Annotated in this window: 17 protein-coding genes; 10 read left to right on the top strand and 7 right to left on the bottom strand. The window is 57.9% G+C overall.

All coding sequences use genetic code 11. The features are described from left to right. Positions 1–92: 92 nt before the first annotated feature. Together ABJT94_RS19745 and ABJT94_RS19740 are read left to right on the top strand one after the other, a co-directional pair. Positions 93–800, top strand: a complete 708-nt coding sequence (locus ABJT94_RS19745; protein ID WP_127558963.1) for a ParA family protein — start codon at positions 93–95, stop codon at positions 798–800. A 287-nt stretch (positions 801–1087) separates the two neighbouring features. Then, positions 1088–2230 carry a hypothetical protein gene (locus tag ABJT94_RS19740; protein ID WP_348475017.1) on the top strand — a complete coding sequence of 381 codons (1143 nt, stop codon included), beginning with the start codon at positions 1088–1090 and terminating at the stop codon, positions 2228–2230. A gap of 72 nt (positions 2231–2302) precedes the next feature. Here the strand turns inward: ABJT94_RS19740 and ABJT94_RS19735 are convergent, their stop codons facing one another. Beyond that, positions 2303–2779: a DUF2390 domain-containing protein gene (locus ABJT94_RS19735; RefSeq protein WP_348475016.1), complete on the bottom strand. Its 477-nt coding sequence runs from the start codon at positions 2777–2779 to the stop codon at positions 2303–2305. 69 nt (positions 2780–2848) lie between these two features. Between ABJT94_RS19735 and ABJT94_RS19730 the strand changes: the two genes are divergently transcribed. Next, complete coding sequence (locus ABJT94_RS19730; RefSeq protein ID WP_348475015.1) at positions 2849–4750, top strand: ATP-binding cassette domain-containing protein; 1902 nt, start codon at positions 2849–2851, stop codon at positions 4748–4750. A 293-nt stretch (positions 4751–5043) separates the two neighbouring features. Then, positions 5044–5610 (top strand): ATP-dependent Clp protease proteolytic subunit, encoded by a 567-nt coding sequence (locus tag ABJT94_RS19725; protein WP_348475014.1) that lies wholly within the window; start codon positions 5044–5046, stop codon positions 5608–5610. A gap of 70 nt (positions 5611–5680) precedes the next feature. Here ABJT94_RS19725 and rpmG read toward each other — a convergent pair whose 3' ends face one another. From rpmG to radC, 3 genes are all read right to left on the bottom strand, one after another. Beyond that, positions 5681–5836: a 50S ribosomal protein L33 gene (rpmG, locus tag ABJT94_RS19720; protein WP_127558971.1), complete on the bottom strand. Its 156-nt coding sequence runs from the start codon at positions 5834–5836 to the stop codon at positions 5681–5683. Between the two features lie 11 nt (positions 5837–5847). Continuing rightward, positions 5848–6084 (bottom strand): 50S ribosomal protein L28, encoded by a 237-nt coding sequence (gene rpmB, locus ABJT94_RS19715; protein WP_028670254.1) that lies wholly within the window; start codon positions 6082–6084, stop codon positions 5848–5850. Between the two features lie 395 nt (positions 6085–6479). Next, positions 6480–7154, bottom strand: coding sequence for a DNA repair protein RadC (radC, locus tag ABJT94_RS19710; protein ID WP_348475013.1), 675 nt, complete (start codon positions 7152–7154; stop codon positions 6480–6482). A 157-nt stretch (positions 7155–7311) separates the two neighbouring features. Here radC and coaBC point away from each other — a divergent pair, with 157 nt between their 5' ends. From coaBC to slmA, 5 genes are all read left to right on the top strand, one after another. Then, positions 7312–8508, top strand: coding sequence for a bifunctional phosphopantothenoylcysteine decarboxylase/phosphopantothenate--cysteine ligase CoaBC (gene coaBC / locus ABJT94_RS19705; RefSeq protein ID WP_348475026.1), 1197 nt, complete (start codon positions 7312–7314; stop codon positions 8506–8508). 43 nt (positions 8509–8551) lie between these two features. Further along, complete coding sequence (gene dut / locus ABJT94_RS19700) at positions 8552–9010, top strand: dUTP diphosphatase (RefSeq protein ID WP_348475012.1); 459 nt, start codon at positions 8552–8554, stop codon at positions 9008–9010. 149 nt (positions 9011–9159) lie between these two features. Beyond that, positions 9160–11739, top strand: a complete 2580-nt coding sequence (locus ABJT94_RS19695) for a phosphomannomutase/phosphoglucomutase (RefSeq protein ID WP_348475011.1) — start codon at positions 9160–9162, stop codon at positions 11737–11739. 155 nt (positions 11740–11894) lie between these two features. Beyond that, complete coding sequence (argB, locus tag ABJT94_RS19690; RefSeq protein WP_348475010.1) at positions 11895–12827, top strand: acetylglutamate kinase; 933 nt, start codon at positions 11895–11897, stop codon at positions 12825–12827. Continuing rightward, positions 12824–13423: a nucleoid occlusion factor SlmA gene (gene slmA / locus ABJT94_RS19685; RefSeq protein ID WP_348475009.1), complete on the top strand. Its 600-nt coding sequence runs from the start codon at positions 12824–12826 to the stop codon at positions 13421–13423. The genes argB and slmA overlap by 4 nt, the downstream gene beginning before the upstream one ends. A gap of 72 nt (positions 13424–13495) precedes the next feature. Here slmA and ABJT94_RS19680 read toward each other — a convergent pair whose 3' ends face one another. Then, a complete protein-coding gene (locus tag ABJT94_RS19680) occupies positions 13496–14467 on the bottom strand; it encodes a hypothetical protein (RefSeq protein ID WP_348475008.1) in 972 nt (323 codons plus the stop codon). Positions 14468–14802: 335 nt separating this feature from the next. On the opposite strand from ABJT94_RS19680, the gene ABJT94_RS19675 reads away from it, so the two are divergent. After that, positions 14803–15759, top strand: coding sequence for a diguanylate cyclase (locus ABJT94_RS19675; RefSeq protein ID WP_348475007.1), 957 nt, complete (start codon positions 14803–14805; stop codon positions 15757–15759). Here the strand turns inward: ABJT94_RS19675 and ABJT94_RS19670 are convergent. Beyond that, positions 15756–16664, bottom strand: coding sequence for a hypothetical protein (locus ABJT94_RS19670; protein ID WP_348475006.1), 909 nt, complete (start codon positions 16662–16664; stop codon positions 15756–15758). The two genes, ABJT94_RS19675 and ABJT94_RS19670, sit on opposite strands and share 4 nt — an antisense overlap. Next, complete coding sequence (locus tag ABJT94_RS19665; protein ID WP_213678948.1) at positions 16652–18088, bottom strand: aspartate kinase; 1437 nt, start codon at positions 18086–18088, stop codon at positions 16652–16654. The genes ABJT94_RS19670 and ABJT94_RS19665 overlap by 13 nt, the downstream gene beginning before the upstream one ends. Positions 18089–18202 lie beyond the last annotated feature (114 nt).

Genomic DNA, 18202 nt, shown 5'->3' with positions numbered 1-18202 from the left:
TCCCGAAATCAATGACTTGAACCTCATTGATATGGCCGCGGCCACTCAAACACCAGAGCATGGTTTAATCAGCAGTAGGGTAGCGTAACAGGATGTCGTTTTATCCCTCGGATGAAAACAAAAATACAGCGCGGGTTATTTCAGCCCCTCAGCCAACTCGCCTGTTAATCGCCAATGCCAAAGGCGGCAGTGGCAAAACCACTATTGCGACCAATCTGTCGAGCCTTTTTGCCAACCGCAATGAAACCGCCGTGCTGATCGATTACGACCCACAAGGCTCCGCTACGCAATGGCTGCAGTCGCGCCAGCCCGACCGAGCCCGCATTCACGGTGTCGCGGCCTACCGCAACGCCAACGCCCAGGTCACACGCTCATTTCACTTGCGCAACATCCCGCCGGATACCTCCAAGGTCATCATCGATACCCCCTCAGGCCTGACCGGCTCACTGCTCAATGAACTGGTGCGTGAATGCGACATCATAATTATTCCGGTCACACCTTCACCCATCGACATTCGGGCGACGACTCTGTTCATCAAAGACCTGTTGCTGTGTCCGGTCTTCCGAACCTCGCCCAAGCGGGTTGCCGTGGTCGCCAACCGGGCGCGCAAGAACACCCTGGTGTATTCGAAGCTGGAACTGTTTCTGCGCAGCCTCAAAATACCCTTCATCACCACCTTCCGCGACACCCAATTTTATGTGCGCGCATCCGAGTACGGCCTGGGCCTTTTCGACCTGGATAACGCCCAGAATAATGACTTGCTCGACTGGCAGGCCTTGATCGACTGGATCGACAGCTAATCCGGTTTGTCACCCAATCGTTGCCTGCAAGCAGCCGGTTAAACCCCGAATCCTTCGTTATCTTCCTTTTTATCGTGTTTTTTTCGCGAAAACCCGATATTTAATGACTTCAACGCTTGAATTTTCAATCGTGGCTGACAATAGTACAGTGCAGAAAATAATGACGGATGCGCGCCTGTTTCAGGTGTTCGTTTCCAGTCAACATTGAAGCGAATTGTCGGTTATTAATACCGACCTCGTTTCTGCCAGAAATCGGGAACACTGAGAACAACTGAGGGGATAGACTCATGGCCGCCGCCAAGAAAAAAGCGACACCAAAGACACGCACCGCCAAAAAAACTGCCGCACGCAAAACACCCGCGCGTAAAACTCCGGCGACGCGCAAAACCGCTGCAAAACGCACGGCCTCGTCTGCCGCAATGACCTCACCGGTTGATGTCCTGAAGACAGAGATCGGCAAACTCCAGATTGAACTCGAAAAGATGCGCGACAAAACGGTCGCAGACAGCGCCAAAACCCGTGACCAGCTCAAGAAAAAATTCGATGCCGCGCGCAAGAAAGTTGCCACCGCCCAGGCCAAACAGCAGGCAGCGGCTCTGCGCGCCAAAAGCAGCGCTACCCAGGCAGCGAAAAGCCAGTTGGCCAAGACCAAGGCAACCTACCAGGCTGCCAAATCAGCCGCTGACGACCTGAAACAGGAATTCGACGCCGCCAAGGATGCCTACGTTGCAGCCGCCAATGAGAAAAAAGCGGCTGATGCTTTGAACAAAGCGCTGGATAAAGTCCGCAAGGCAGAAGAAAAGAAAGCGGCCATCGCTGCCAAGAAAGCCGCCGTCAAGGCTGCCAAAGCCGCCAAAGCCAAGGCCAAAAAAGCCAAAGCCAAACCCAAGAAAGCGGCGGCTAAGAAAACGACTGCCAAGAAAGCAGCGGCCGGTGCAGCTCCCAAAAAGACAGCGGTGAAGAAAGCCGCCGCCAAAAAGGCAACCACTCGCAAAGCCGCTCCTAAAAAGGCCGCACCGAAGAAAGCCGCTGCCAAGAAAACCGTAGCCAAGAAAGCTCCGGCGAAGAAAGCAGCACCCAAGAAAGCCGCCGCCAAAAAGGCCGCTTCCCCGAAAGTGACCGCAAAGAAAGCGGCACCGAAAAAAGCCACAGCCAAGAAGGCCGCTACCAAGAAGCCAGCGGCCGCCAAGAAAGCCCCGGCGAAAAAAGCAGCTGCAAAAAAACCAGCCCCGGCTAAAGCGCCTGCACCCAACGCACCGGCAGCACCGCAAGCGGCACCCTCAGCCGCGCCGTCCGCGCCCAGTGCACCGGCCGTAAGCAGCCCGGCCAACAACGCACCGGAAAAACCGGCAGCACCCAAGCAGCCGCTGGTGAACACTGTGCCGTCTGATGAAGGTCGTAGCCTGTTCGATCCGAAAAAAGACGCCTGATGCAAAGTCGGACACAGAGAGGGCACTTTTGCTGTCCACTCTGTGTCCGGTCATCCAGCATGCCAGGCCTGGTTAAACCCTCTGCCCACTAAACTGTAATCTGCCCAACAACGCTTCCACAGCATCGACGGACAAATCACAGCGCTCACTCAACCGAGTGACGATACGTCGATAATCAGTTAGATCTGACTGCTCACCACCCAGGCACCTTGCCAGCAGCGACAGATCCCATCGCTCCAGTGTCAGCTCCCATTCCAGCAATCGGGCCCGTTTCGGGTCAGACCGCTCCATAGCCAGTCGATATCGACGCACCCGATGCAATACCTGTCGCGGACGACCTTCCTGTACGGCTTGCCAGCAGCTTGCGTCTAACGCCAACTGGTTGGTAACGGCGTAAGCAGCCACCAGAGCATCGTTGATGTGCAAGCGGGCATTCTGTTGCAGCGACAGCAAATGGTCCTGTTCAATGGCATAACAGCGTAATGCGAAGGACCAGAGGTCGGCCGATCGATCGTTGTCGGACTTGGTGTTGTCGGGTGTTTGATTCATGATGCTGAATATCTGGAACGGCAGCGGTAATCAGAGACAGTATCACAGCGCATTGGTAAACTGCGCGCCATGATTACCTTATCCAATGTCCAACTGCAGCGCGGTGGCAAGCCGTTGCTGGAAAACGCCTCCGCCACCCTGTACCCCGGCGAACGCATTGCCGTGATCGGTGCCAATGGCAGCGGTAAGTCCACCTTGTTCCAGGTGCTTCAGGGCGACCAGAGCCTCGATGGCGGCACCGCCCGGGTACCCGCCAACTGGCGCGTCGCCCACATGGCTCAGGAAGTCGATGCCGTCGACCGTCAGGCACTCGATTTTGTATTGGACGGTGATGGCCACCTGCGTGAACTGGAAGCAGAACTGGCAGCTGCCCAGCTCGCCGGCGATGACGACCGAGTTGCCCATGCTCTCGGCGCGCTCGATACCTATAAGGCCTTCGAAAAACAATCGCAAGCCGAACAATTGCTGATGGGGCTGGGCTTTGTCGTCACCGACTTCTCCAGGCCTGTCTCCGATTTCTCGGGCGGCTGGCGAGTTCGGCTGAACCTTGCCCGGGCACTAATGTCACCGGCCGATCTATTACTGCTCGACGAGCCCACCAACCACCTCGACCTGCACACCTGTTACTGGCTCGAACGCTGGCTACAACGCTACCCGGGAACGCTGCTGCTGATTTCCCACGACCGCGACTTCATGGACGGTGTGGCTACCCAGGTGCTCAGCCTTGAACAACAGCAACTGACACTCTATCGCGGCAACTACAGTCAGTTCGAACACCAGCGCAGTGAACGTCTGCGGTTACAACAGGCGCAGTATGAGAAACAGCAGGCACGGGTTGCAGAAATTCAATCCTTTGTCGACCGGTTCAAAGCCAAGGCTACCAAGGCCAAGCAGGCGCAGAGCCGGGTAAAAATGCTGGAAAAAATGACACTCACGGCGCCGGCACATGTCGACAATGGGTACGACCTGTCCATTCCCTGCTACGACAAAGTCTCCGACCCGCTGCTCAGCCTCAGTGAAGTCAGCCTCGGTTATAGCGACCGCACCGTCATCAGCCAGGTTGAACTGACCCTGCACCCGGGCATGCGGGTCGGTCTGCTTGGGTTGAACGGCGCCGGCAAGTCTACGCTGGTCAAGGCGCTTGCGGGCACCTTGCAGCCACAGAGCGGCGAGATGGTGCGCGGCCAGCATTTGCGCATTGGTTATTTTGCCCAGCATCAGTTGGAGTCCCTCGACAGCCAGGCCAGCCCCATGGAGCATTTGCGCCGGCTCGATCCGACGGTGCGCGAGCAGACCTTCCGCAATTTTATCGGCCGCTTTGGTTTCGCCGGCGAGCGCGCCGATGAACCGGTCGGCCAGTTTTCCGGCGGTGAAAAAGCCCGGGTTGCCCTGGCACTGATCGCCTGGCAAAAACCGAACGTACTGTTGCTCGACGAACCGACCAACCACCTCGATCTGGAAGTGCGAGATTCGCTGAACTTTGCACTCCAGCAATACGATGGTGCCGTGGTGCTGGTATCGCACGACCGCTATTTGCTGAACAACACGGCCGATACGTTCTGGTGGGTCAACGGTGGCCGGGTTACGGAGTACAGTGGTGATCTTGAGGACTACTTCCAGACCCTGCTGAAACAACCCGATAAACTTCAGGGGCATTCAACGGCCAGCGACAAGGAATCATCAGCGGCCGATAAAAAGGTCCTGCGTCAGCAAAAAGCGGCCGAGCGAGAACGCCTGAAACCGCTGCTGCGACAGCTGAAGAAGGTCGAAGGCGATCTCGAAACCGCTCAGGCCAACCTGGCAGAGCTTGAAGCCCGGCTCGCCGACACCACCTTGTATCAGGAAGAACAGAAAGCCACCTTGCAGAAAACCCTTCAGGCACAGGCCGATGGCCGCCAGAAGGTCGATGACCTGGAACAGCAATGGTTAACCCTGTCGGAGCAGATTGAAGCGGCTGAACTGTCCACATAATCTGTGGATAAGTCTCTGGACAAGCCTTGGGCAGACGCCGCCAAGCCCCGGCCAGTGGCCACTTTCGGCTCAGGGTGAAAAATGAATCAACGCCTTAAACGCTATTAAAATCAAGGCATTAGGGTTTGACAACCGGCCAGAATGCCGACGTTGCCCGGGCAGCTCCGCTGAGTGGCCAAATGTGAATAAAACTGAGTATCGACCGGGGTTAGAATTCGAATTCAGCGCTACCCGATGCTTTTTGATGACCCGGACAGGCCGTGCAATACGGACACACCTTTTAGGAGAACACCATGAAAAAAGATGAAGAACGCAGTTTCGACCCGGTCGCTGACCGATTGATCAAATCCCGCAAGCTGGTTATTTGCGAAGAGATCAACCAGTCCATGGCCAAGCGCATTATTGGTCAGCTTCTGGCCATGGCCGATGAGTCAGACGAGGACATCCACTTGTTCATCAACAGCCAGGGTGGCCATGTTGAAGCCGGCGACACCATTCACGACATGATTCAGTACGTCGATGCCCGGGTCAAAGTGATCGGCACCGGCTATGTCGCCAGCGCTGGCACCCACATCTTTCTGGCAGCCGATAAAGAAGACCGCTACTGCCTGCCCAACACCCGCTTTCTGATTCATCAGCCGTCAGGCGGCGTGGGTGGCCAGGCCAGCGACATCGCGATTCAGGCCGAACAGATCATCCGCATGCGCGAGCGTCTGGCGCAAATCATCGCCAACGCTACCGGCCAACCCATTGAACGCGTGCGCTCCGACATCGAACGCGATCGCTGGCTGACCACGTCTGAAGCCATTGAGTACGGTATTGTCAGCCAGGTCGTTCGCTCGTCGAAAGAAATTAGCTGACACTGTCTTGTAGCCACAAAAAAGCCCGGCCAGTGCCGGGCTTTTTTCGTTCAATCTCGCCAGTCTAGTCTTACTTGATCTTGGCTTCTTTGAACATGACGTGCTTGCGAACCACCGGATCAAACTTTTTGAATTCCAGTTTGTCGGGTGTATTACGCTTGTTCTTGTCTGTGGTGTAGAAGTAGCCAGTGCCAGCGCTGGATACCAACTTGATCTTGTCACGCATGGTTCGGCTCCTTAAATCTTGTCGCCACGGGCACGAACGTCAGCCAGTACGGCCTCGATACCCTTCTTGTCGATGATGCGCATGCCCTTTGATGAGACACGCAGTTTGACAAAACGCTTTTCACCCTCAACCCAAAAACGGTGAGTGTGCAGGTTCGGCAGGAACCGACGCTTGGTTTTGACATGTGAGTGGGAAACATTATTCCCGGTTACAGGACGCTTTCCCGTAACTTGGCAAACTCTGGACATTATTAATCGCCTCCGATTCTTCGGTGCCACCGAGGTTCAACATAAACCGATCGACCCCCCGACATGTATTGGTTCGGCCGCTTCTAGCCCCCGATCCGCACTTTTAATCCGGGGCCCGGATAAAATGAGGCGCGATTTATACCAGAACACGCCATCAAGCTCAAGAGAAAGCGGCGAATAAATGATCGAAACAGGTAATCGCCGCCTCCCAGGTCCCCGAGTTCAAATTGGCTGCAACGCCCTGAACCCGCGACGGGCAGCAGGGCCACTACTGCGAGGGCGCCGTAAATACCTCCATGTAGGCTTAACTTCGGCATCCATGCCTCAGATACCCTCGCAGAAGCAGCCCTACTACCCGTCGCTAGACGGTTTTGAACCCCCGCAACATGAGGCCCTCAGATCCAGCCCCGTTCGGCAAAGCTGACCACAACACCTGCACCTACCACCATGTGATCCAGCACCCGCACATCAATCGCTCGCAGCGACTCCACCAGCCGGTCGGTAATCTGCCGGTCGGCCTGGCTGGGCTCGGCGACACCACTCGGGTGGTTGTGAGCCAGAATCACCGCCGCGGCGTTGTGCTTCAGGGCGGTGCGCACCACCTCACGCGGGTAGACCGCCGCACCGTCGATGGTGCCCGTGAACAGCGGCTCATACTGCAACACCCGGTGCTGATTATCGAGCCAGATGCAGGCGAACACCTCGTGGGGCAGGCCGCGCATCTGTGCCAGCAGATACTGGCGGGTGTCTGAAGGCGAGGTGAGCGAGGGCGAGGCTTTCAGGTCATCCAGCAAATAACGCCGGCTCATTTCGAGCACCGCCTGCAGTTGCACGAACTTGGCCGAGCCCAGGCCCTTACCCTGGCAAAAGCGGGCCTGGTCGGCCGCCAGTAGCGTGCCCAGACTGCCGTAGTCGGTTAGCAGCTGGCGCGCCAGATCCACCGCGCTGACACCGGGCAGGCCGGTGCGCAGAAAAATGGCCAGTAATTCGGCATCGGTCAGGGCGCTGGCCCCGCGTTGCAGCAGTTTTTCCCGTGGCCGGTCTGAAGCCGGCCAGTCCTTGATTGACATGGTTGCGTCCTTTTTCGGGCAGACACCCTTGTCTGCCGGTCACGAAGCGGCAGTGCCAACTGCGTTGTCACCCGCCCCGCTGTGATGAACACCAATCCCTTATGGTATTCTTGCCATCTATTTTGAGTGGCAGAGCACGAGCATGCAAACCCCGAACCTGGAGACTCTGGCTGGCAAGCGCATCATTGTCGGCATTACCGGTGGCATAGCAGCCTACAAGGCGGCTGAACTGGTGCGCGAGCTGGTACGGGCTGAGGCCGAGGTGCGGGTGGTGATGACCGATGCGGCCCGGGAATTCATAACGCCGCTGACGTTGCAGGCGCTCAGCGGCCACCCGGTGCATCATTCCCTGCTCGATGAAGCCGCCGAAATGGGCATGGGTCATATTGAACTGGCACGCTGGGCTGATTTGTTGCTGATCGCGCCGACCACGGCCGACTTCATTGCGCACCTGGCGGCGGGCTCGGGCCACGACCTGCTCAGCACCCTCTGGCTGGCAACCACGGCGCAGCGTGCACTGGCACCGGCCATGAACGAGAAGATGTGGCTCAATGCCGCCACCCAGGCCAATGTCGCCCGGTTGCAACAGTTGTACCCGACGCTCGCCTGGTTCGGGCCCGATGCCGGTCAGCAGGCCTGTGGCGATATCGGCCCGGGTCGCATGCTCGAACCCCATAATCTGGCCGAACTCGCCGGCGGGTTATTTCATCGTGGCAGCCTGACCGGCAAGCGGGTGGTGATTACCGCCGGTCCCACCCGCGAAGCACTGGACCCGGTACGCTACCTGAGCAATCACAGCAGCGGCAAGATGGGCTTCGCCCTGGCGCAAGCGGCGGCCGAGGCCGGTGCCCGGGTCACCCTGATTGCAGGGCCGGTGCACCTGCCGACACCTGACCGGGTCAGCCGCATTGATGTTGTCAGCGCCCAACAGATGTACGAGGCCGCACTCGGTGAGCTGGGCGATGTTGATCTGTTTATCGGTACGGCTGCCGTCGCCGACTATCGACCTGCGGAAACGGCCAACCAGAAAATGAAAAAGACCCCGGGCTCAGAACAGCTGACGCTGCATCTGGTCCAGAACCCGGACATCATCGCCACGGTGGCCAGCCACGCCAAGCGGCCTGGCTGTGTGGTCGCCTTCGCCGCAGAGACTCAGGATGTGGAAGCCTACGCCCGGGCCAAGCTAGCCCGCAAACAGGTCGACTGGGTTGTGGCCAACGACGTGTCCCGCACCGACATCGCTTTCGGCAGCGACCAGAACGAGATATTGCTGGTCGGGGCCGATCATCATGAAGCCTTCGGGCCTGCCTCGAAAAGCGCGGTGTCACGCTTTATCATCGCGACCATTAGCTGACACCCCTGACCACTAAACCCAAACACCGGAACCTCGACTCTCCATGAAGAAACCGCTGAAGATCAGAAAACTCGATGCCCGTCTGGGCGACACCCTGCCATTGCCACACTACGGCACCGAAGGCTCGGCCGGGCTCGACCTGCGCGCCTGTCTGGATGAGGCACTGACGCTCAAGCCCGGCCAAACCGAACTGATCGGTACCGGGCTCGCCATCTATGTGGAAGACCCGGCCTACGCCGCCATGATCCTGCCGCGCTCGGGCCTGGGCCACAAGCACGGCATCGTGCTGGGCAATCTGGTCGGCCTGATCGACAGCGACTACCAGGGTGAACTGATGGTGTCGTGCTGGAACCGGGGCAACACCGAGTTCACCATTGAGCCTGGCGAACGCATCGCCCAACTGGTGCTGGTTCCGGTCGTACAGGCTGATTTTCAGTGGGTTGAAAGCTTCGAGGAAACCGATCGGGGAGCCGGAGGTTTTGGTCACACCGGTCGACATTAGTCGGAATTGTTCAACAAGGCTTAACCTGTCACTGAGCTTGGGCTAAAGTAGCTGAATGAAGTGAGCAATCACTGCACCCGCCAGTGCGCGGATAGGCCGGTTGCTCAACAGCACGATGTATTCAACCATCCTCGTTTAAGGAATTGTCTGTGGCGTTACTCGGCAACAAGAAGAACAAACCCAAGGCCAGTGAGAAGTCGACTCAGAGCACCACAGGCAATGCGGCCAACCGCAGTGTGTTCACCTATCTGATGGTGCCGATGCTGGCCATTGCCCTGTCGATCGGGGCTTCAGCCTGGTGGGTCATCAACCAGGCCATTGGCCCGGTTAACGAAACCCACCAGCAACAACTGATCAGTCAGGTAGGTGAACAATACGAAGCCTACTTTAATAATGTTCTGAACCAGCACCGCACACTGATGCAGCGCCTGGCCAGTGGCGACCAATTGGTCGACCTGATACAGAACGCCAGCCGGGCCGAACTCGATAACGCCGAGGCTCGTCTGGTCAACAACTTACCCTACGGTCTTGCGGTGCATCTGTTCCCGCTCGGCCAGGCTTCCCAGCAACCCAATGCCATGCCACCGCTGGCGTTCGCCGGCATGGACATGATCAGACGCACCGAACAGGGTCAGAACCTGCCATGGGAAGCCCACCAGCTCAACGGTGAACCATATTTGCATTCAGTCATCGCGGTGCGCAACGCAGCGGGCACCCTGATCGGCACCCTCAGTGTCAGCCAGGACATGGCCTTTCTGGAGGAATCCCTGAACGGTATCGACAGCACTCAGGGCAACGTCGTGGTGGTGCAGCAATTTCAGGGCAGTAGTCAGCAAACACTGCTGACGTACGGCGTAAAAACCTCAAACCCGGTGCGCACCCTGCGTTCGGACAACCCGAACTGGACACTGACCTTCCAGCCCTCCGACGAACTGGCGCAATCGACGGTCTTTGCCGCCACCAACCTCTGGGCCACCTTTGGGTTAATTTTCATCATCGCGCTTGCCTCAATGCTGATCGCCGCCAGCCGGTTGCAGGCCGCCATGCGGCACGATGCGAATCTGTTTGCCCGTTTTATTCAGCGGGTGCTGAGTAATCAGTCGGTCGACAATCAACCTTACCGGCTGGGCCTGTTCAACTCGCTGGCCAAAAGCGTTAACCGCTTGCGCATGGGCAAAGGTGCGCGCCCCAGCGCACCGGCCATGGTGTCTCAGGGCGGCCAGCCGTATGGTCAAACCCCGGCGCCGTTGCCAGTGGCCGAAGAAGCCGATGACGACTTCGATGTCAGCATGCTGGAAAGCGATGACGACCTGCTGGGTATGGATTCTCCGGCACCGATGCAAATGGGACACAGCTCGCCGGTGTCTGCCGACATTTTCCGGGCTTATGACATTCGCGGCATTATGGGCGAAACCCTAGACAGTGACGTCGCCCGCAAGATCGGCCTGGCCATTGGCAGCGAAGCGCTGGACCGCGGCGAACAGACCGTGGTAGTGGCGCGCGACGGTCGCCTGTCGAGCCCGGAACTGAGCAAAGCCCTCATCGCCGGACTGACCGCCAGCGGACGCGATGTCATCGATATCGGCGTGGTACCCACGCCACTGGCCTATTTCGCCACCCACACACTGGGCACGCCTTCCTGCGTGATGGTGACCGGCAGCCATAACCCCAGCAATTACAACGGTTTCAAGATCGTACTGGCGGGCAACACCCTGTCGACCGACGACATTCTGAATCTGCACAGGCGCATAGAGGAAGAACGCTTCCACAGCGGCAACGGCAGCAGCACCAGCAGCGAGATCACTCCCAGCTACATCAATCGGGTCACCGAAGATGTGAAGGTTTCACGGCCGCTGAAAGTGGTCATCGACTGCGGCAACGGGGTGGCTGGCAACATCGCACCCAAACTGATCAAATCACTCGGTTGCCACGTTCTGCCCCTGTATTGCGACGTCGATGGCAATTTCCCGAACCACCACCCGGACCCGAGCGATCCGAAAAACCTGCAAGATCTGGCGCGCACGGTCATCGAAACACGCGCCGACATCGGCCTGGCCTTCGATGGCGATGGCGACCGCATCGGGCTGGTGACCAACTCGGGCAAGATCATTCCGGCCGACCGGCTGCTGATGTTGCTGGCCAAGGACATCATTACCCGCAACCCGGGCGCGACCGTTATTTATGACGTCAAATGCAGCCGGCGCTTGCAGGGGCTGATTGTCGGCTACGGCGGCAAGCCGCTGATGTGGAAAACCGGACACTCGCACATCAAACGCAAGATGAAAGAAGTCGATGCGCTGCTCGCTGGTGAGATGAGTGGTCACATCTTCTACAAGGAACGCTGGTACGGTTTTGACGATGCACTCTACACGGCTTGCCGCCTGCTGGAGATCATCTCCACCCGCAGCGACAGCCTGGACGCATTGTTCGGCAGTTTCCCGGAAGACATCAACACCCCGGAAATGAACATCTCCGCGCCCGACGACCGCAAGTTCCGCATCGTCGAGCAACTGCAGCGCAATGCCGCCTTTCCCGGCGGACGCATCACCGACATCGATGGTTTGCGCGTCGATTTCCCGGATGGCTGGGGCCTGGTGCGCGCCTCCAACACCTCGCCCAAACTGGTATGCCGGTTCGAAGCCGACACCGACCAGGCGATGTCTCGCATTCAGGATGCCTTCCGCTCCCAGCTGCAAGCCGTTGACAGCCAGTTACAGATTCCCTTTTAATGCGGCGTTTTCTGGAAAGCGCCGGGCACCTCAGGTAGCCCGGCGCTAACCTTCCGGGCCGGGCTGGCTGCTATTGCCACGCCGGGCACACCCCATACCGGACAGGTTTCATTTTCCGGTCATCACCGCGCAGACAGTCATTAGTAGGTCATATCATGCCGCTCGATCGTAAAACCGCCCTGAACTTTGTGAACGTCCTGCACGAAGCCCTGCCGTACCTGCAGAAGTTTCAGGGCGCCACCGTCGTCATCAAGTACGGCGGCAACGCCATGGTCGATGACGTACTCAAAGCCAGCTTTGCCCGTGACATCGTTTTGCTCAAAACCGTGGGCATTAACCCGGTGGTTGTGCACGGCGGCGGCCCGCAAATTGGCGAATTGCTGACCAAGCTGAATATCGAGAGCAAGTTCGTCAATGGCATGCGCGTCACCACCAGCGAGACCATGGACGTGGTGGAAATGGTGCTCGGTGGCCTGGTCAACAAAGACATCGTCAACCTGATCAACCAGGCTGGCGGCAAGGCTTTTGGCATTACTGGGAAGGACGGACACACCATTCAGGCCCGCAAGCTCAAGGTCACGCGCAAGACGCCCGATCTAGATACATCGGAGATCATCGACATCGGCCACGTCGGGGAGGTGGATAAAGTCGATACCCGCCTGATCGAACTGATGACCGAAGGCGGCTACATCCCCGTCGTCGCCCCCATCGGCGTCGGTAAAGACGGGGCGTCCTACAACATCAATGCCGACCTCGTTGCCGGCAAGCTGGCCGAAGTGCTCGGTGCCGAAAAACTGATACTGCTGACCAACATCAGCGGTCTGCAGAACAAGGAAGGCCAGGTTCTGACCGGCCTGAGCACTGAGCAGGTGGATGCACTGATTGCGGACGGCACCATATACGGCGGCATGTTGCCGAAAATTCAGTGCGCCCTGGAGGCGATTCACAACGGCGTGACCAGCGCGCACATCATCGACGGCCGGGTAGCGCACGCAACGTTGCTGGAAATCTTTTCGAACGAGGGCGTCGGCACGCTGATCACAAACGACGCCGACATCCTCGACCAGACGCAGATGGAACCCTCATGACCGAAAGTAACACCCAGGAAGGCTTGTCGCGTCGCGATCAAATTCTGCAGGCGCTGGCCCACATGCTGGAAAGCAGCCCGGGCAAAACCATCACCACCGCCCGCCTGGCCAAGGCGGTCGGCGTGTCAGAAGCGGCGCTGTATCGACACTTTCCAAGCAAGGCAAAGATGTTCGAAGGGCTGATTGAGTTCATTGAAGAGACGCTGTTTTCCCGCGTTAGCCGAATTTTGCAGGAAGAAAGTCGGGCCGTGGCCCAATGCGAAGCCGTGCTAACCCTGCTGCTGCATTTCGCCGAACGCAACCCGGGCATGTGCCGCATACTGATCGGCGATGCCCTGGCGGGCGAAGTGGAGCGACTGCGGTCACGCGTCGCCCAGGTATTCGACCGGCTGGAAACCCAGATCAAGCAGATACTGCGCGAAGCCGAACTGCGCGAAGGCCTGCGCACAGAAATGACCGCCACACAGACCGCCAACCTGTTACTGAGCGTTGCCGAAGGGCGCATCAACCAGTTCGTGCGCAGCGAGTTCAAACGCTACCCCACCCAGGACTGGGACGCCCAATGGCGGGTACTGACTCAGGCGATTTTCAAATAGACCAGATCGTGTCAGGTGCCAACGGCACCTGACACTTCTCGTGCGCTCACGTCACACTGTTAGCGGCTCGTTTTAAAACCGAACCCGTAACCCGGTTCCAAACCGCGACGTATTTCCCTCGCTTTCTTCCGGCAGAAACACCTCGGCAAAGTTGTAGGCACTCACCTGGTTCGAGAACCGGATTTCATGCATACCGGCAAACATCAGCTGCGTTTCTTCAATGGTTTCAGCATCGTTTTCCTGAGCGGAATACCCACCCGTTAAACGCAGCCGATTCTGCCAGCGGGTGATGTCCAGCGGCAATTCAGCGAAACCGACAAAACTGGTGCCGTTGAGATCCTGATCCCCGTTACCGGCAAATTGCAGCAAGCCACCCACGGTGATTTCGTTCAAATAGTACTCGCCTACCAGACGAAACAACTGAGTGTTGGTATTTGCACCGTTAACTTCAAACGCACCGGACACACTGAACGCCTGCTGGGCCATGGTTGCCGCCAGTGAGATGCCCGTCTCACCATTGGGGTTCTGGGCGGGCAGCACCGCACCATCGAAACTCAGGCCATTGCCCAGGTCAGCGCTGGTGAAGTTAATGCCGGTGTTGTAGCCTTTGAACTTGGCACCCGTGGGCAAGTCAGCACCTGGTGCCTGCACGCCATCGCCCAGAATATTTGAAAAATTGATGGGGTCTTCATCCATCAGGTTCAGGTAAGACTGGGTCTTGGTCAGCGGTGTCGGGCCGCCAAAGAGACGCACCGTACCAAATTCACCTTCCAGGCCAACATGGCCCCGCAATGCCTGGGGTGCACCAGCCTCAACGATATCGCCATAGAACCGGGCATCGAAGACCGCCGTTATCGACGAATCTATTTCGGTGTCACCACGAAACCCAAAGTGGGACAAGCCACCATCAATGCCCAGACTGGTGCCGTCATCGTTGTTATTCACATAGGTATTGGCATTCGCCGAACCGTAAATCGTGGTCGCGGCCTGGGTAGCAGATGCTACACCCAACGCCAAAACAGGGACTGTCCACAATGTTTTCATAGAAACTCCTCATAAACGGTAGCAACGCACCAGAAGACCTGGTCTTAGGTTGCCGGTTTTCAAGTGTCAGGCGCCGGGTAGACCGATCCGGGGAAGTCCGCAGCAGGGATGCTGCGGCCTAGGCCCCAGGGATGGGTTCACGCCGACCCCGGATCGGTTTACCCGGTGTCTGACACGGCTATGTGACACCGAAAACTGGGTAACCGGTGAATATCTGTTTCTCAGGCTATTGAGCATACTCGCTCACAGTGAATGATTCTGAGAGGCAGGTCAAAGCAGCGAAATCTGTTGATTTAGCTATACTGTCATTACGCTTCCGACCTTAAACTGCTGCTATGGATAACTGGATCAGTCACTATCAACAACTTCCTCATGCCGACCAGCGCACGCAGTTCCTCAGTACCCTGGTGCATCACTACACCGAAGTGTTCGACGCTACCCAGAGCGGCTTCCTGCTGCTGGATGGCCAGTTAAGGGTTCTGTCGCATAATCAGCTGGCTGAAACCCTCTTCGGCTTTGTGCCACGGCCCGGCGACCCAATGCCCCAGCCAGGCGATTTGTTTGAAGTCGACAGCGATGCCGACCCGGACGGGCACGACTGCATACTGACGCGGGCACTGCAGGAAGACCGGCCGCTGTCGACCATTCAAACGGTGCGCCGCGACGGCGAACGCCACTGGCTGCGCCTGACCGCCATTCCCGTCACCCTGATGGCCGATGCGCAGGTGCTGGTCGTTATTCAGGACGTCAGCGCTGAACAGCGATTACAGCAGGATGTAGTGCAACAGCAGCAGGCGCTGGAGCAGGCCCGCACGCGGGACTCGCTGACCGGCCTGTTCAACCGGCGCTACATTCTCGACGAGCTCGGCCAGTTGAATGCCCTCGCCAAGCGCTACCGCTCCCGGTTCTGTATCGCGCTGATCGACCTCGATCACTTCAAAGGGGTTAACGACACCTATGGTCATGCCTTAGCCGACACGGTGCTGCGTACCCTGGGCGAGCTGATTCAGGACGAACTGCGTGACGCCGACATCAGCGCCCGCTACGGCGAGGAGGAGTTTATGGTGCTGATGCCGGAGACGGGCATCGACGCCGGCATCAGCACGCTCGACCGCCTGCGCCGACGTTTCAGTGAAACCCGGGTGCCCGGCATCAAACGCTCACTGACGCTGAGTGCCGGGGTGATTGAATGGCAACCGGGGCTATCGCTTGAGCAACTGGTGTTCAAGACCGACCAGCGCCTGGCCATGGCGAAATACGCCGGTCGTAACCAGGTGTGCGGGGATCTTTAGATCGCCGAGTCGGTGGTCAGCGCCTTGAACTCAGCATTGCGACGCAGGCTCTTGAACGAATCGTCGGTCTTAGCCTCGTCGCGATACGACGGTGTCAGGTTAATCGCCTTTTCCAGAAACTCCATCGCCACCGTCGGCTCATCACTCTGGGCGTAAGCACAGGCCATTTGGTAGTAGGCGTGGGCGTGGTCCGGGTCGATATCCAGAGCCTGCTGGCTGAGGTTGATTGCCCATTTGGTTTCATCGATTTCCAGCGCCGCATCGGCCTTGTAGGTCAAGGCCTCGGTGTCGAACGGGCGCAAGGTCAGAATCTGATCGTAGATCTGGATCTTACTGTGCGGGTTGGTTTCCTGGCTGGCGCGCAGCCACAACGAATGAATCTCGTTGGTCTTTTCGATCTCTTCCCGGTTTTCCTCGATCACCTGCGACTTCTGCTTCAGGTTACGCTCCAGCGCTTTCAGCCGTTTCTCGTAGGAGGCCACCAGCTTGGAGACTTCGCGGTCCGCATAGGTGTGGGCCTTTTCTTTGATGTCGCGAATGTTGGCATAGCCGACCACGACCAGCAGTGAGGTAACCCCGGCGATCAGGTAAAAGAAGTAGGTGACGGTATCGATGGAGTAGGTGACCGACTGGGTGGCCAGCTCCAACTGCTTGGCGTTCAGCTTATCGGAGTACTCGACCCGGAAATTGGCCATATCGAGCCGCAGCTGGCGGACTTCGTCCAGCAAGTAGCGTTCGATAAAGGGGTTGTACATGGCCTCATCGAGGTCTTCGATGGCTTCAACGACGTCGTCTTCAGTGTAGGTATCGGCTGCAGAGGGCAGCCGGTCAGCGGGTTCACCCCAGGCTGGCAGGGCCAGCACTGAGATGATGAGCAAGGGAATTAGCCCAGTCAGGCTACGCATTGGCTTTTGTCCTGTTTGTTCGGTTCGATCAGTGTCTCGTGCAGCAGCTTCAGCGCCGCCTCATACTGATCGTCCTCGACAACAAGACGAATGTCTACCTGTCGCATGCCCTGATGAATGGCCAGCACGCTGATATTGGATTCCGCCAGCGACTGACTGATGCGCGCCAGAATGCCCGGTACGTTCATGTCACTGCCAATGACCGAGACCATGGAGATCTTACGGCTGGAAATATCCGCCCCTGGATAGTAGCGTTCCAGGCGCGATTTGATGCGCTTGATCACCTTCAGGCCAGTATCGAGATACATGGTAACGGTGTTGGCGTTGTGTTCTTTGGCCAGCATCGGCACTTCGAAATCCTGCACCAGCTTCTGGATCTCCAGAAACTGATTCGGTTCGCCGACCATGTCCTGATCGAACACATCCAGTGCAAAAATATGCGGTTTGCCCGCTACGATTTCGACGCACGGCTTTTCACTGCGGTAATCGTTGGTGATCAGCGTACCGTCGTGATCCGGCTCAAAGGTGTTCTTGACCCGCAAGGCAATGCCTTTCTGGCGCAGGCCCTTGGCCGCTTTCGGGTGAATCGCTTCCATCCCGATCAGCGACAGCTGGTCAGCCACGTCGTAGTTGGTGCGACCGATGGGCATGACCTTATCGGCACCGACGACTTTCGGGTCGGCCGTCGACAGGTGGTATTCCTTGTGGATCACCGCTTCACGGGCGTCGGTCAGTTCGGCGACCTTGCTGAACGTAATCTCGCTGTAGCCCCGGTCGAAGGTCTTCATCAGGCCTTCCTTGCACTGGGTATAGCCAGTCACGATCGGCATTTCCTGGCTCAGGTCAAAGCGACTGAAGGTCTTGTGGATTTTCTCATCCATCATCAGGTTGTCCGGCTCGCGCCAGCCCGTCAGGTCGACAAAGCGGGCGTTGATGCCTTCGGCCTGCAGCAGCAGGGCGGTGTTAAAGGCACTGTGTGCCTCGCCGACACCGGCCAGCATTTCACGTACCGTAGCCAGATGCTCTTCGATCTGGAAATGGCCGAATGAACAGACCCGCTGTAAGTCGAGCAGACAGCTGCGGATGCCTTCCATACGCTCGGTAATGAACTGGTCGGCCTGTTTGCGCGAATGCGGCATTTCGAACATGCGGGCATTCACTTCACGCATCGCCTTGGCCGCATCGGTCAGGCGTTCACTCCACTCCCAGTCGGAGTCATCGTTGGCGAACAGGGCGTAGACACCGGGTTCCTTGCTCTTTTTATGCTCGAGCAGCAGGTTGGTAATACCGCCGTAGGCCGATACCACAAAGATGCGCTGGTAGAGCGTTTCCGGATCGCGGTGGATTTGTACAATATTATCGCGCACTGCGACGTAGTCGTTCATCGATGTCCCACCGATTTTCTCGACAGTATGCTGTGCCATTAACCTAAAACCTCCTGAGCTCTCACCGGACCGATCTGCATGCGGCATGTCCTGCCGCGGCTGGTCTGGCTGGCTCTGATTACACTGTATTGATTGCGCGCCGACGGCAGCGCT

The organism is Saccharospirillum sp., assembly GCF_039982735.1.
In the GTDB taxonomy this organism is placed as follows: Bacteria; Pseudomonadota; Gammaproteobacteria; order Pseudomonadales; family Natronospirillaceae; genus Saccharospirillum.
The sequence above is the reverse complement of the archived record's forward strand: the minus strand, read 5'-3'. Positions and strand labels throughout refer to the sequence as shown.

Coding starts and splice junctions, on each gene's coding strand:
- ABJT94_RS19745 (WP_127558963.1), top strand. CDS start 93: ATGTCGTTTTATCCCTCGGATGAAAACAAAAATACAGCGCGGGTTATT.
- ABJT94_RS19740 (WP_348475017.1), top strand. CDS start 1,088: ATGGCCGCCGCCAAGAAAAAAGCGACACCAAAGACACGCACCGCCAAA.
- ABJT94_RS19735 (WP_348475016.1), bottom strand. CDS start 2,779: ATGAATCAAACACCCGACAACACCAAGTCCGACAACGATCGATCGGCC.
- ABJT94_RS19730 (WP_348475015.1), top strand. CDS start 2,849: ATGATTACCTTATCCAATGTCCAACTGCAGCGCGGTGGCAAGCCGTTG.
- ABJT94_RS19725 (WP_348475014.1), top strand. CDS start 5,044: ATGAAAAAAGATGAAGAACGCAGTTTCGACCCGGTCGCTGACCGATTG.
- rpmG (WP_127558971.1), bottom strand. CDS start 5,836: ATGCGTGACAAGATCAAGTTGGTATCCAGCGCTGGCACTGGCTACTTC.
- rpmB (WP_028670254.1), bottom strand. CDS start 6,084: ATGTCCAGAGTTTGCCAAGTTACGGGAAAGCGTCCTGTAACCGGGAAT.
- radC (WP_348475013.1), bottom strand. CDS start 7,154: ATGTCAATCAAGGACTGGCCGGCTTCAGACCGGCCACGGGAAAAACTG.
- dut (WP_348475012.1), top strand. CDS start 8,552: ATGAAGAAACCGCTGAAGATCAGAAAACTCGATGCCCGTCTGGGCGAC.
- argB (WP_348475010.1), top strand. CDS start 11,895: ATGCCGCTCGATCGTAAAACCGCCCTGAACTTTGTGAACGTCCTGCAC.
- slmA (WP_348475009.1), top strand. CDS start 12,824: ATGACCGAAAGTAACACCCAGGAAGGCTTGTCGCGTCGCGATCAAATT.
- ABJT94_RS19680 (WP_348475008.1), bottom strand. CDS start 14,467: ATGAAAACATTGTGGACAGTCCCTGTTTTGGCGTTGGGTGTAGCATCT.
- ABJT94_RS19675 (WP_348475007.1), top strand. CDS start 14,803: ATGGATAACTGGATCAGTCACTATCAACAACTTCCTCATGCCGACCAG.
- ABJT94_RS19670 (WP_348475006.1), bottom strand. CDS start 16,664: ATGCGTAGCCTGACTGGGCTAATTCCCTTGCTCATCATCTCAGTGCTG.
- ABJT94_RS19665 (WP_213678948.1), bottom strand. CDS start 18,088: ATGGCACAGCATACTGTCGAGAAAATCGGTGGGACATCGATGAACGAC.